Origin of the sequence: Enterobacter sp. CRENT-193 (assembly GCF_002787395.1) — a bacterium.
Lineage (GTDB): Bacteria > Pseudomonadota > Gammaproteobacteria > Enterobacterales > Enterobacteriaceae > Enterobacter > Enterobacter hormaechei_C.
Genome location: NZ_CP024812.1, coordinates 3,145,394 through 3,158,125 on the forward strand (window position 1 = coordinate 3,145,394; position 12,732 = coordinate 3,158,125).

General features: G+C 49.7%; 17 protein-coding genes and 1 pseudogene. 7 read left to right on the top strand and 11 right to left on the bottom strand.

The genetic code is table 11. The features are described from left to right. Window positions 1-63 precede the first annotated feature (63 nt). Complete coding sequence (locus tag CU081_RS15725) at window positions 64-630, top strand: recombinase family protein (protein ID WP_022651255.1); 567 nt, start codon at window positions 64-66, stop codon at window positions 628-630. Between the two features lie 4 nt (window positions 631-634). Here the strand turns inward: CU081_RS15725 and CU081_RS26865 are convergent, their stop codons facing one another. From CU081_RS26865 to CU081_RS15735, 3 genes are all read right to left on the bottom strand, one after another. After that, window positions 635-742 carry a YnaM/YnfT family protein gene (locus tag CU081_RS26865; RefSeq protein WP_350188533.1) on the bottom strand — a complete coding sequence of 36 codons (108 nt, stop codon included), beginning with the start codon at window positions 740-742 and terminating at the stop codon, window positions 635-637. Between the two features lie 302 nt (window positions 743-1,044). Further along, the gene (locus tag CU081_RS15730) at window positions 1,045-1,383 is read right to left on the bottom strand and encodes a hypothetical protein (RefSeq protein ID WP_022651254.1); all 339 of its coding nucleotides are present in this window, start codon (window positions 1,381-1,383) and stop codon (window positions 1,045-1,047) included. A 204-nt stretch (window positions 1,384-1,587) separates the two neighbouring features. Then, a complete protein-coding gene (locus CU081_RS15735; protein WP_032645629.1) occupies window positions 1,588-1,815 on the bottom strand; it encodes a hypothetical protein in 228 nt (75 codons plus the stop codon). Window positions 1,816-1,964: 149 nt separating this feature from the next. Here CU081_RS15735 and CU081_RS26605 point away from each other — a divergent pair, with 149 nt between their 5' ends. After that, a complete protein-coding gene (locus CU081_RS26605) occupies window positions 1,965-2,129 on the top strand; it encodes a YnfU family zinc-binding protein (RefSeq protein WP_213841744.1) in 165 nt (54 codons plus the stop codon). A gap of 247 nt (window positions 2,130-2,376) precedes the next feature. On the opposite strand, the gene CU081_RS15740 is transcribed toward CU081_RS26605, so the two are convergent. Beyond that, window positions 2,377-2,595, bottom strand: a complete 219-nt coding sequence (locus CU081_RS15740) for a cold shock domain-containing protein (protein ID WP_022651253.1) — start codon at window positions 2,593-2,595, stop codon at window positions 2,377-2,379. A 282-nt stretch (window positions 2,596-2,877) separates the two neighbouring features. Between CU081_RS15740 and cspF the strand changes: the two genes are divergently transcribed. Beyond that, complete coding sequence (gene cspF / locus CU081_RS15745; protein ID WP_071787990.1) at window positions 2,878-3,090, top strand: cold shock-like protein CspF; 213 nt, start codon at window positions 2,878-2,880, stop codon at window positions 3,088-3,090. A 37-nt stretch (window positions 3,091-3,127) separates the two neighbouring features. Here the strand turns inward: cspF and CU081_RS15750 are convergent, their stop codons facing one another. After that, window positions 3,128-3,817, bottom strand: a complete 690-nt coding sequence (locus tag CU081_RS15750; protein ID WP_022651252.1) for an SOS response-associated peptidase — start codon at window positions 3,815-3,817, stop codon at window positions 3,128-3,130. A gap of 324 nt (window positions 3,818-4,141) precedes the next feature. Then, window positions 4,142-4,339 (bottom strand): annotated as a pseudogene (locus tag CU081_RS15755) (tyrosine-type recombinase/integrase); the annotation flags it as partial. A 70-nt stretch (window positions 4,340-4,409) separates the two neighbouring features. Here CU081_RS15755 and CU081_RS26740 point away from each other — a divergent pair. The 3 genes from CU081_RS26740 (at window position 4,410) to CU081_RS15765 (ending at window position 5,386) form a co-directional block, all read left to right on the top strand. Beyond that, window positions 4,410-4,541: a hypothetical protein gene (locus CU081_RS26740; RefSeq protein WP_255301129.1), complete on the top strand. Its 132-nt coding sequence runs from the start codon at window positions 4,410-4,412 to the stop codon at window positions 4,539-4,541. Between the two features lie 221 nt (window positions 4,542-4,762). Beyond that, complete coding sequence (locus CU081_RS15760) at window positions 4,763-4,960, top strand: hypothetical protein (RefSeq protein ID WP_003856931.1); 198 nt, start codon at window positions 4,763-4,765, stop codon at window positions 4,958-4,960. Between the two features lie 3 nt (window positions 4,961-4,963). Continuing rightward, a complete protein-coding gene (locus tag CU081_RS15765; protein ID WP_022651250.1) occupies window positions 4,964-5,386 on the top strand; it encodes a GFA family protein in 423 nt (140 codons plus the stop codon). 34 nt (window positions 5,387-5,420) lie between these two features. Here CU081_RS15765 and ompC read toward each other — a convergent pair whose 3' ends face one another. Together ompC and nifJ are read right to left on the bottom strand one after the other, a co-directional pair. Next, the gene (gene ompC / locus CU081_RS15770) at window positions 5,421-6,581 is read right to left on the bottom strand and encodes a porin OmpC (protein ID WP_003856933.1); all 1,161 of its coding nucleotides are present in this window, start codon (window positions 6,579-6,581) and stop codon (window positions 5,421-5,423) included. A gap of 387 nt (window positions 6,582-6,968) precedes the next feature. Further along, window positions 6,969-10,493, bottom strand: coding sequence for a pyruvate:ferredoxin (flavodoxin) oxidoreductase (nifJ, locus tag CU081_RS15775; protein WP_003856934.1), 3,525 nt, complete (start codon window positions 10,491-10,493; stop codon window positions 6,969-6,971). Window positions 10,494-10,763: 270 nt separating this feature from the next. Here nifJ and CU081_RS15780 point away from each other — a divergent pair, with 270 nt between their 5' ends. Further along, a complete protein-coding gene (locus CU081_RS15780) occupies window positions 10,764-11,030 on the top strand; it encodes a putative hemolysin (RefSeq protein ID WP_003856935.1) in 267 nt (88 codons plus the stop codon). 1 nt (window position 11,031) lies between these two features. Here the strand turns inward: CU081_RS15780 and hslJ are convergent, their stop codons facing one another. The 3 genes from hslJ to cydB all read right to left on the bottom strand — a co-directional run bounded on the left by hslJ (window position 11,032) and on the right by cydB (window position 12,731). Next, window positions 11,032-11,469 (bottom strand): heat shock protein HslJ, encoded by a 438-nt coding sequence (gene hslJ, locus CU081_RS15785; RefSeq protein WP_003856937.1) that lies wholly within the window; start codon window positions 11,467-11,469, stop codon window positions 11,032-11,034. A 123-nt stretch (window positions 11,470-11,592) separates the two neighbouring features. Then, window positions 11,593-11,721, bottom strand: a complete 129-nt coding sequence (locus CU081_RS15790; protein WP_017693358.1) for a DUF2474 domain-containing protein — start codon at window positions 11,719-11,721, stop codon at window positions 11,593-11,595. Next, the gene (cydB, locus tag CU081_RS15795) at window positions 11,721-12,731 is read right to left on the bottom strand and encodes a cytochrome d ubiquinol oxidase subunit II (protein ID WP_022651249.1); all 1,011 of its coding nucleotides are present in this window, start codon (window positions 12,729-12,731) and stop codon (window positions 11,721-11,723) included. Before cydB ends, CU081_RS15790 begins: the two co-directional genes overlap by 1 nt. Window position 12,732 lies beyond the last annotated feature (1 nt).

Genomic DNA, 12,732 nt, shown 5'->3' on the forward strand with positions numbered 1-12,732 from the left:
CCCTGCGGCAGCCATGCCGATAACTTCACCTGATTTTTTTGCAGAAAATATTGGGAGAAAAATATGCAAATTGGCTACGTAAGGGTGTCAACAAATGACCAAAACACAGATCTTCAGCGACAAGCTCTCGAACGCGCAGGATGTGAACAGGTTTTTGAGGAAAAAATGAGCGGGACGGTAGCGAACCGGCCAGCGCTTAAAAAGCTTCTGCGAACGCTGAATGAGGGCGATACGCTGGTGGTGTGGAAGCTGGATCGCCTCGGGCGAAGCATGCGGAACCTGGTACTGCTGGTGGACGAACTCCGGCAGCGCGGCATCCACTTCAAAAGCCTTACGGACAGCATAGACACCTCCAGCCCAATGGGGCGTTTCATTTTCCACATTATGTCAGCCCTGGCCGAGATGGAGAGGGAGTTAATCGTGGAACGTACCAGGGCGGGATTAGCGGCAGCGCGTGAGAAGGGGCGCATAGGAGGCAGACGACCAAAGCTAACACCGGAGCAATGGGCGCAGGCTGGCAGGTTGATTTCAAACGGCGTGGACAGAAAGCAGGTGGCAATTATCTATGATGTGGCCGTATGTACTTTGTATAAGAAATTCCCAGCCCTCAAGGGAATCAGCGAAACGTAAATGATTATAGATCATCAGGATTATTAGATGTGCAGATCCCAACTTTAACCAGACAGAATATCATCAATGCCAGAACTATTACGACGATAGTAGAGATTATGAGCGTTATCATAAATGACCTTTATATGATTTTATTTTTTAGACTGTGTGAATCAAAAAATGTTCCAAACAGTTAAAAATATGTGACTTAAGTTAGGATGGTATTGAATGCCGTACTACATAGAATGTAATGAGTGCGGCGGCTGGCTATCCCGCATCAAACTAGCTTACTTAGGTTAGTATGATCGGCTGGACAAAATTCATAATGAGCAATTACCCGAGGGATGAAAACATACATACAAAATTGAGAGTCCTTAAATATCAGCGAATTCGCAAAAGTCTGGCCATATCCTTGAAGCTACCTCACCATTTATTTCATTTTTTACCTTTGAGTCTGGGCACAAATGTAAGGGTTTTTTCTTCTGGTGATATCATCAAAAAAATGACCATAGGCGTAGGCTCTAAATTTTTAATCCTACGAAGAATGCCATAAAGTCGCTGTTTTAACTTGGCTGCGCCGTCTTTTTCAGACTCCCAATCTAAAACCATTTGTTTTTCAATTCCGATGTAGGTGTTTTGAGGAAATCTCACTCCACTACCAGATTTTTCCAAATACTGACGACTACGTAAGAAATCTACAATCAAGGAGTTATCCATTTGATTGAAGGGCTTGCTTTCGAACATTAGCAACACCGTATAACTTATGATTTTCATAGAAATCTCATGGGTAGGTTCAGACCATGTGAACGGTATGTTAGTTAAAATAGCGACAATGTGTATTGTTTAACATTAAAGAAATGTATCTTCTGCTATATAAAAAAAAGCCTACACCAGGTAGGCAATACTGATGATTTCTAATTATTTTTATAATGCTTCTTGTTCAATATCTTCCGCGATGTTGGTAAAAAACACCGAAGCTTATAGATACTTTCGTGCCGCATCAAAAATTTCCTGAGAGGTTAGCTCTCGATCTGATGCAACATAGACAACTTCATGGTCCCCTGTTAAAGAGGGGAAACCGGCTGACATTATCTGAAGATTGATCTCTTCTCCACCAGGGTACTGTTCGAGTATTGATGTTACGCCTTTAAGCACAGTGACAACCTTACTTGGTTTACCATTAAAGAAAATGATTACTTTTTTCATATATCACCATGTATTCAAACGATTTTTAGCGGTCGTGGCTGTTCGGTAAGTGTTGCTTTTTTCTATGTATTGTTTGTTTTTCGAAATTAAAACAAGCAATATTCTGCCTTAGCGTGTACTGTAGTAGCCCATTTGAACTGGAGAAGCCTGTGTCTGCACGTAAAAACAATCAATTCCGCCGAAATTATTTAGTCAAATGCCCTTGTCCAAACTGCTCAAAATATTCGGAGCATAGTTACAATCGTGTACAAAAGGGATCTCAATTAGTATGCCCTTACTGTAATGCTTTGTTCAAAGCCCCTGAACGTTACTAAAAAAACTCATACAATAAATAAGAAGTGATGCTTTTGGAGGCTGCCTAACCTCTTACGCACTTTAATATTTTATAAGCAGTTAGCTTCTGCTTTGAGACTATTCATGCAGCAGTCCTGCATTTCATCACATCGGTCAGCAAACTTGACGGTTCTGAAAATATGCTGGCCTGTTGTAATGATATTCGCAAACGATAAATGACTCTTCTTGTTTTTTAATTCGTATAAGCTTAAACGGACCTTGAGGGGGTTATTTATCGCAGAGCGTAACATTTGCAGCTGTCGGACCTTTAGTACCGGCAATGATAACAAATTTCACTTTTTGTCCTTCAAAAAGAGTTTTGAATGTCTCTCCCTGTAGTGAAGAAGAGTGAACAAGAATATCTTTACTTCCATCGAGTGGGGAGATAAAACCAAAACCTTTATCTTCGTTAAACCACTTAACAAGACCTATCATTTTTGAAGACATAAAAACTCCCCTTGAACACTTAAGAAGTTACAACTTCATGAAAAGAAACGCATAATGGCATACGTATGGACTCAAGATGAGGAGTATCAGAGATAGCACCTGGTTATGAGGATTACTTAGAAAAAGTCAGATTCACATTGCATCGAACTAACCAGATCATTAAGGCACGTGTTAAACTATTTAGCAAATTTTATTTTAGCCATCTGGGAGGCTATGAAAATTAGATTAGCTAATCCAAATTTTTCCTGTATAGTCAAATTGGATTTCACGAAAGGAAATTATTTGACTCGTAAAATGACAGGCGTTGTCAAAAGTTTTGACTGCAAGAGTGGGAAGGGGTTCTTTATACCATCGGATGGGCGTAAAGATGTTTTCTTACACATCTCTGCATTAAACAATAGCGAAAGCCAAACGTTAAGTCCTAGTGTTCGTGTTGAGTTCTATCGTATAAATGGACTCAGTGGTCCAATGGCGGCAAACATATTTCTTTCTTAAAAATATGCTATTGTGAGACTAGCTAAAAAGTGCAGGTCTAACTGATATTAGATTTGATTGTTATATGCTCTATCAAATTCCTCCCTTGGTTTTTTACATTTACAACTGTACGCGTTACCGCATGCCAGTTGAACTTATCGGTGGGCACTGCACCGTCTGAAGCTATCTCTAACGCTTTATTCCCTCCAGCGTCCAGCCGCATCCACTCTCTTGCAGCTTCCGGCGACAAAACTAGTGGCCGGCGGTCGTGATTGTCGACCAGACCTTTGTCCGCTGCCGATGTCACGATGAGAAAACCTTCTGCTTCATCACCGCGTTCGAATGGCGTGCTTCCGATCGCCGCCATGAATACGGGCTGCCCGTCTACCCGGTGAATGAAGTAGGGCTGTTTCTTGTCGCCTTCATTCTTCCATTCAAACCAGCCATCTGCAAAGCAGATCGCCCGGCCATGCTGCCATAGCGGTTTAAACATTCTGCTTGTGGCCGCCGTCTCTACGCGCGCGTTAATCAGTGGCTGCTTATCCCACCACCCGGGCGCGTAGTCCCAGAACACCGCATCGAGATGCAGTTGCTCGTCTCGTTCGCTCAGCAGCAGGACTTTGGGTCCTGGCGCAACGTTGTACCGGCCAATAGGTTCCGGGTCATAGGCAATGTCACGATCGGCTTCGTCGGCCAGGTAAGCCAGATATTCTTCACGGGTTTGTGCTTGTGCAAAACGTCCACACATAGAAACCTCCAGTCAGTCAGACTGAAAGTATAGGGCAGGGAGAAAAAGAGGTACGTACTGAGTAAAGTTAGGGGCAAATTTAGGGGCAAAAATGCGGAATAGAGGCAAAAAAAGGGCACTGAAAATGTATTACTGGGTAGCTTTAGGGAGAAGTTATTATGCTATAACTAATTGAATAAGCGGAGAAAATAAATGATATCAATGAGTTGGGAAAATCAGCGTAGCTTATTCAGGTGGTACTGTTCTTTCTTGTTAATCTCTTGATTTTGTTGCATCTATTCGTTACTCAGATCTCAAATGGGGCACAGGGTGAGGAAAACGATTTCAAAGCGTCAGCTTCGTGTTCATCTCTTCTATCCATGTAGCATAGATTTCATACACCATCTGCGCATTTACGTGCCCCATCTGGTTAGCGATAAAAGACGGGTTTGCGGCTACCGGTAAAAACCAGCATGCGAAAGTGTGTCGTGTATGGTACGGATTGCAGCGCCGAATGCCAGCACGATTTACAAATGAGCCCCACAGGAGAAGTTTGGTTAAGACTGAAGGGTTGTCTACACTTACAGCTTACGCAGTAAAAACGGAGGTGAAAATGACTGACCGTCCCGTTCATGGTGACCATCCTGATTATAATCCCAGCCCGGATAACCCGGAAAAGGATGGAAGAAAACCGAAAGATGATCCTGGCTCAGCGCCTGAATCAGGCGATAAAGATCCAGAGTAATGACCAACCGCCTTTACGAAGGCGGTTTTAACACCCATTACGGCCTCTCTACGCGCACCGCTATTCACGTTATCCTCATCAACGTCGTCTGATAACCGCTCAGAATCCATCCCTTTTTTGCCGGATGATCGGGTGAGATAAAGCACGGATCTCATTCCCGCGTACCAGCGCGTTTTACAGTTCTCCTGCTACGCTTTTGAGGGGGACAAGGGAGCGCTTCTATGAAAAATAAAGACGAGCAGACAGGATTAGTTGGGCTGGCGATTGGTGCCGCCGTTATCGGGCTGGTTTCATCCCAGAAGATCATCAACCGTGAAAGTATTGTCGATGAACTGGTAAGGCTCGGCAGGCAGAAGGGGGATGGTGTCGAAGATGAGGTCTTTTTAAAAGCGGCTGAGTTAGTGAGAAAAGGGGTATAAGCGATGGCTGACATTCGTCATGCACAGTGTCATTGTGGGGCGGTGAAATTTACGGTTGAGCTGACGGACGGCCTGAATACCGCACGTCGATGTAGCTGCTCGTTTTGCAGGATGCGTGGGGCGGTCGTGGTTTCAGCGCCTTTGACGGGCATTAAGGTGACGCAGGGCGCGGACACGCTCACAGAGTACCGTTTCAACACCGGCACGGCGCGCCATTTCTTCTGTTCGATTTGCGGTATTTACACGTTCCACCAACGACGTTCCAATCCCAATGAATATGGTGTGAATGTCGCCTGTCTGGAAAATGTCACGCCATTCGACTTCCCGGAAGTGGCGGTAATGGATGGAGTAAATCACCCTATGGATGGCGACAGCGGGGTATTTGGCTATCTCTCTTTCCGTAAAGAACAGACGAAACAGCGATGAAAACTAGCCCGCAGATCGCTGCGGGCAAACGGGATTAGAACTGGTAAACCAGACCTAACGCTACAATGTCATCCGTACCGATGCCATTGTTTTTGTAGAATGAATCATCTTCATCCAGCAGGTTGATTTTATAATCAACATAGGTGGACATATTTTTGTTGAAATAATAGGTAGCACCGACGTCAGCATATTTCACCAGGTCTTTATCGTCCTGGCCATTGCCCAGGTCTTTACCTTTAGACTGTAAATAGGAAATGGCCGGACGCAGACCGAAATCGAACTGATATTGTGCGGTGACTTCGAAGTTCTGGGTTTTGTTTGCAATACCGCCGCCATCTTGGCTATCGGTTGAACCATAAGGGGTCATATTGCGGGTTTCGGAATACATTGCCGCCAGGTAAATATTGTTAGCGTCATATTTCAGGCCGGCAGTCCATGCATCCGCCTTATCGCCTCCTGCATACTGAGATGCTGCGCCAGTGCCAGCACTAACCTGATCGTTGGTACGGTCAGATGACGCATATGCCGCGCCCGCGCTGAAGCCCATGCCAAAGTCATAGGTGGTGGAGATACCGAAGCCATCACCGTTTTGATTACGAATGTTGTTATCTGAACGGTTATTAGTGCCTTCCTGAGAGCAGCCATACTCGTCACAGTTGCTGCCTTCATTATTACCCTGATACTGCACCGCGAAGTTCAGACCCTGCACCAGACCAAAGAAGTCGGTGTTACGGTAGGTCGCCACGCCGTTTGCACGACCGGTCATAAAGTTATCGGCATAAGTATAAGAGTCGCCACCAAATTCTGGCAGCATATCGGTCCAGCCTTCAACGTCGTACAGGACGCCATAGTTGCGGCCGTAATCGAAGGAGCCGTAATCGCCCACCTTCACGCCCGCGAAGGCCAGACGCGTCCAGGACTGATTGTCAGAACCTTCGGTGTTGTTTGCCTGAATGTTATATTCCCATTGGGCGAAGCCGGTCATCATGTCGTTGATTTGGGTTTCACCTTTAAAACCCAGACGCATATAGGTTTGATCGCCATCTTTAGACGCGTCGTCAGAGAAATAATGCAGACCATCTACTTTGCCATACAGATCCAGTTTATTGCCGTCTTTATTATAAATTTCAGCTGCGTGAGCGGCTCCAGCCATTAACAAAGCGGGGATCATCAGTGCCAGTACTTTTCTTTGCATTTTGATTATTCCTTTGCAGTTATTTTTTTATTGCTTAGTGAACTTTCCGGGCTGGAAAGGTGTCCCATGCTAAATCACTCTGGCGGCGGATGAATAAAATATAATTGTTACGGGTTAAGTAAAATCTAAACTAAATGATGCGGTTGAAATAATGATAAACGTCATGAATGAATTATTATAATCAATACAAAATAAAAATTATTAATTACGCGGAAAACAAGGTAATCTCCACGCCGTTATATGCCTTTAAGATTATTTCATCCATAATTCACGTGAATATTGTTCAGAACATTGAGGCAATTTTCACCGATCTTCTGGATTCGCCCGGTGCACGTGCATCGGGCTTTTTTATAGCAAAAAAATGCCCGGACAAGCCGGGCATACAGGTTATTCACTGGTCGATTTTTCGGCTTTTCCTGCCAGTTGCGCCAGAAAGTCATAACGCTTCTGAAGATCCGCTGCCGCATCCTTCCATAGCTGCTCTGCTACTTCAGGCTGCTGGGCGTTCAGCCTGCGGAAACGCTGCTCCTGAAGTAAGGTTTCGGCAAGGGCGTCTGACGGCGGACGCGAATCCAGCGCCAGCGGCAATTTCCCTTCATCGGCACGGCGCGGGTCAAAGCGGTACAGTGGCCAGAAGCCGGTTGCGGTGAGCTGACGCATCTGGTCGTGGCTAAGTGCCAGATCGTAGCCATGCTCCTCACACGGACTGTAGGCGATGATCAGCGACGGGCCTGGATACGCTTCCGCTTCCTGAATGGCTTTCACCGTCTGGTTGAGCTGCGCCCCAAGCGAAATTTGCGCGACGTAGACGTGCCCATACATCATCATGCTGACGCCCAAATCTTTACGCGCCTTGCGCTTGCCGTGCTCACCAAATTTGGTGACCGCCCCCAATGGCGTTGCTTTCGAGGCCTGTCCGCCGGTGTTGGAATAACACTGAGTATCGAGCACCAGAATATTGACGTTTTCGGTCAGGCTCAGGACATGATCAAGACCACCGAAACCAATATCGTAGGCCCACCCGTCGCCGCCGATCAGCCAGATAGATTTTTCAACCAACGCGTCAGCATCAGTCAGGAGTTGTTCAGCCCCTTCAACACCCTGAAGCGCGTGGCGCAGTTCAGCAACCTGCGCGCGACGAACGTCAGGTGTGGCCTCCGCATGCAGGGCATCATTCAGTTCTGCCGGGATCTTATCGGCAAACTGTGCCAGCAGACGCATTACGCGGGCGCGGTGCTGATCGACCGTCAGACGGAATCCCAGACCAAATTCTGCGTTGTCCTCGAAAAGCGAGTTTGCCCACGCCGGGCCGCGACCGTTTGCGTCGGTAGTGTACGGCGTGGACGGCAGGTTACCTCCGTAGATCGACGAGCAGCCCGTCGCGTTGGCAATCAGCATCCGGTCGCCGTAAAGCTGGGTAAGCAGTTTGATATACGGCGTTTCGCCGCAGCCGGAGCACGCCCCGGAGTACTCGAAGAGCGGGGTGATGAGCTGCGAGGTACGAATGTCAATGCGTTCCAGCTTGTTGCGATCGATTTCGGGCAGGTCGAGAAAGAAATCATAATTCACTTTCTCTTCTTCAACATGTTCAAGACGCGACATCATATTGATGGCTTTGATTGACGGGTCCTGACGATCTTTCGCCGGGCACACCTCGACGCACAGGTTACAGCCGGTACAGTCTTCCGGCGCCACCTGAAGAACATATTTCTGACCACGCATATCGCGGGATTTTACATCCAGCGAGTGCAAACTTTCCGGTGCGCCATCTAACGCTTCTGGTGACACCACTTTGGCGCGAATAGCCGAGTGCGGGCAGGCCGCCACGCAGTGGTTGCACTGGGTGCACAGCTCTTCTTTCCAGATAGGGATCGCTTCGGCAATGTTGCGTTTTTCCCAGCGGGTCGTGCCCATCGGCCAGGTGCCGTCAGGCGGAAGCGCAGAGACGGGAAGGGTGTCTCCCAGTCCGGCAAGCATCGCAGCCGTGACGGTTTTGACGAAATCCGGGGCGGCGTCAGACACCACTGGCGGCCGGTTCGGACTGCTGGCATTGACCGGCTGCAACGGCACCTCGAACAGCGATTCGCGGGCCAGCGCCAGCGCCTGCCAGTTGCGCTCAACCAGTTCCTGACCTTTGCTGCTGTAGCTTTTGGCGATCGCCCCCTGGAGTTCCATCAGCGCGCTGTCGCCCGGCAGAATATTGGTCAGGTGGAAGAACGCCATCTGCATAACCGTATTGATGCGCGCCGCCAGGCCGCATTCGCGGGCGATCTTCGCGGCGTTAATGACATACAGGCGCGCCTGTTTCTGGTTAAGCACTGCCTGCACTTCCTGGGGCAGGCGTGTCCAGACCTCGTCGGCGCTGTAAGGGGTGTTGATCAGGAAAATACCGCCAGGCTTCAGGCGCTCGGCCATCTGATATTTATCAATGAACTGGAGCTGGTGACAGCCAACAAAATCCGCCTGAGAAATCAGGTATGCCGAGCGGATCGGGTGTTCGCTGACGCGCAGGTGGGAGACGGTCAGTCCGCCCGCTTTTTTGGAGTCGTAGACGAAATATCCTTGCGCATACCACGGCGTAGAGTTGCCGATAATTTTGATGTTGTTCTTGGTCGCCGAGACGCTGCCGTCGCTGCCCAGACCGTAGAACAGCGCTTCCAGTTTCGCATTCGAGGGCAGGGTGTTTTCCGGCAAAGGGAGAGAAAGGTTAGTCACGTCATCATAAATGCCGACCGTAAAGCGCGGCTTCGGTTTTGCCTCGCGCAGTTCAGCAAATACCGCAAGGACGCACTCCGGCCCGAACTCTTTTGAAGACAATCCATAACGCCCGCCAATGACGCGCGGCAGCGTTTCGCGCTCACCGCGGTTAAACGCCTCAGCCAGTGCGGTCATCACATCCAGATAAAGTGGCTCAGCCTGTGCGCCAGGTTCTTTGGTGCGGTCCAGTACTGCCACGGCACGCGCGCTGTCCGGTAGGGCTGCGAGCAGGTGTTTCGCTGAGAAGGGACGGTAGAGGCGAACTTTGAGCACGCCAACTTTTTCACCACGCGTCAGCAGCTCATCGACCACCTCTTCGCAGGTGCCGATGGCAGAGCCCATCAGGACGATCACGCGCTCGGCCTGCGGATGACCGTAATATTCAAACGGCTTATATTCGCGGCCCGTCGCAGCGGCAAAATCGTCCATCGCCTGTTCAACGTGCTCATACACCGCGTTGTACCACGGGTTTGTCGCCTCGCGGGACTGGAAATAGGTATCCGGGTTCGCAGAGGTACCCCGGATCACCGGATGTTCCGGATTGAGGGCGCGAGCGCGATGCGCATCGATGTCAGCCTGCGGCAGCAGATTGAGAATGGTGTCGTCCGGCAGTGGAACGATTTTGTTGATCTCGTGGGACGTGCGAAAACCATCGAAGAAATGAATAAATGGCACTCGGCTTTTCAGCGTAGCGATATGCGATATCAGCGCGAAGTCCTGTGCTTCCTGTACGCTGCTGGCGCAGAGCATAGCGCAGCCGGTCTGACGCACGGCCATCACGTCTGAGTGGTCGCCAAAAATAGAGAGAGCGTGAGTGGCTACGGTGCGTGCGGCAACGTGCAACACAAACGGCGTTAATTGCCCTGCCAGCTTGTAAAGCGTGGGGATCATCAACAGCAGCCCCTGAGACGACGTAAACGAGGTCGACAGGGCACCGGTCTGCAACGCACCATGCACGGTGGCAATGGCCCCGGCTTCGGACTGCATCTCAACAACCCGCGGGACATCGCCCCAGACGTTTTTTATCCCATTACCAGCCCAGGCGTCAGCCTGTTCAGCCATCGTGGAGCTGGGAGTGATGGGGTAGATGGCGATCACTTCGCTGGTACGAAACGCAACAGACGCGACTGCACCATTGCCGTCAATAGTTTGCATAGGACAACACCCTTACATTGCGCAAAAAGAGGGGTCTGTAAAACGACGACAGACCCTGAATATTATCTGTGTATTTTAGCAAAGCTCAGGTTTTACGATTTTCGCTTTTGTGTCCTTGGTATGCGCTGTATCAATGACTCGAAGGCTATTCGCGTTAAAAAATTGCGAGAAATTGTTACCAGGGCGCATAAATACGCACATCCGCTCTCGACGATGCTGCGCGTGATGCCTATTATGCATAGGTTTCGCGTTAATTATGGGGAGGAAGGTATGCGTTCAGCATTTTGGGTCGGATGTGCCGCGTTACTGTTGTCGGCATGCAGCAATGAACCAGTACAGCAGGCGACAGCGGCACACGTTACGCCGGGTATGCGAGCGGCTATGTCCAGTTCAGGTCAGGCCAACTGCGCAATGATCGGCGGTTCACTCTCCGTTGCCCGTCAGCTCGACGGCTCAGCCATCGGCATGTGCGCGTTGCCAAATGGCAAACGCTGTAGTGAGCAGTCGCTTGCCGTTGGTTCGTGCGGAAGCTACTGAGTTATTCAACTCGCTTAAACATCAATGTCTTATTGGCTGTCGCCAGCGTTAACTGGTCTTCGGTCAGGTCTACCTGTGCGCCTGTGCGTAGCATATCGGCGATGGTCTGATCCAGTTCATTTAGCTGCGGCTCGGTGCAGAGTTTCCGCGTCATTGCCAGCGTTTTGACCGTCAACTCTCCTTCGGACAGTTTACCCTGGCCGTTGAAGCCGTTGCACATTGTGCCGGAGACGACAATGTTGTTGATCAGGCTGATATTGGGTTGCGCACTGAAGCGAATGTCAGGCTGCGTTTTCCCGCCTTTGACTGCTTTGCCATCCACATTTTCAAGAACGAAACGGTGATTCTCTAACTGATCGGTCTGAACGGAGGCTTTACCAGGATTAACGCATCCAGCCAGTACAAGGCTGATTAAACTTACTGCCGCGAGCTTTTTCATTTTTCTACTCAAACTATCAATGCTGTAAATATTTTTTCAGTGTAACCATACCCTCCTGAGTGTTAATGGGGTTTATCTGAAAGTGCGGGAAGGGACCGGGCGGCGGCGCGCCCGGTCAGCGAGTTAGTGCGATTTAAATCCAGCTGCGGCCATCAGCATTTTAAAGAGCATACTTACGCAGGCCAGCGCCAGGACGCTGCCGCCCCAGATGATGGCAAGCCACATCAAACGTTTCCATACAGGTTGTTGCATCAGTGATAACCCTCCCCATGCTGTACTTTTCCGCGAAAAACGTAATAACTCCAGAAGGTGTAGACCAGAATCACGGGAATGATCAACAGTGCACCCACTAACATAAAGCCCTGGCTTTGGGCTGGCGCAGCGGCCTGCCAGAGGGTAATGTCCGGCGGGATGATATGCGGCCAGATGCTGATCCCAAGCCCGCTAAAGCCAAGAAAAACCAGCCCTAACGTCATGATAAACGGCAGGGTATGGCTCGCAGGATCGTGCAGGCAGCGCCACTGGCACAGACTCAGGATCGCAACCAGCGCAGGAACAGGCAGCAGATAAAACAGATTCGGCAGCGTAAACCAGCGCGCAGCAATAGCTGGTTGGGCGAGAGGGGTCCAGATACTGATTACTGCAATGAATACCAGAAGCAGGAGCAGAAGCACTTTCGATACCTGACGCATCCGCTTTTGCAGGGCATTTTCGCTTTTCATTACCAGCCACGTTGATCCTAGCAGCGCGTAAGCCACTACAAGACCCGCACCGCAGAAAAAATTGAACGCGGTAAACCAGTCAAACGGACCACCGCTGTAAGCTCGACCGGTGACGCTGAACCCCTGGATGACCGCACCGACGGTGATGCCCTGGCTGAAGGTCGCCACAATTGACCCGCCAATAAAGGCCTTATCCCAGAACGGGCGGTGCGCCGGAGTGGCCTTGAAGCGAAATTCGAAGGCGACCCCACGAAATATAAGCCCGATCAGCATTATTGTCAGTGGAATGGTTAGCGCGTCGATGATAACCGCATAGGCGAGAGGAAAGGCGCCAAACAGGGCCGCACCGCCAAGCACCAGCCAGGTTTCGTTGCCATCCCAGACGGGAGCCACGCTGTTGACCATCACGTCGCGGTCGTCCGCATTCGGCGTTGCCGGAAACAGGATGCCTATCCCCAGATCAAAACCGTCCATCACGATATACATCAACGTGGCGAAAACGATAATCACGAACCAGATAATGGAAAGATCGATACCCATT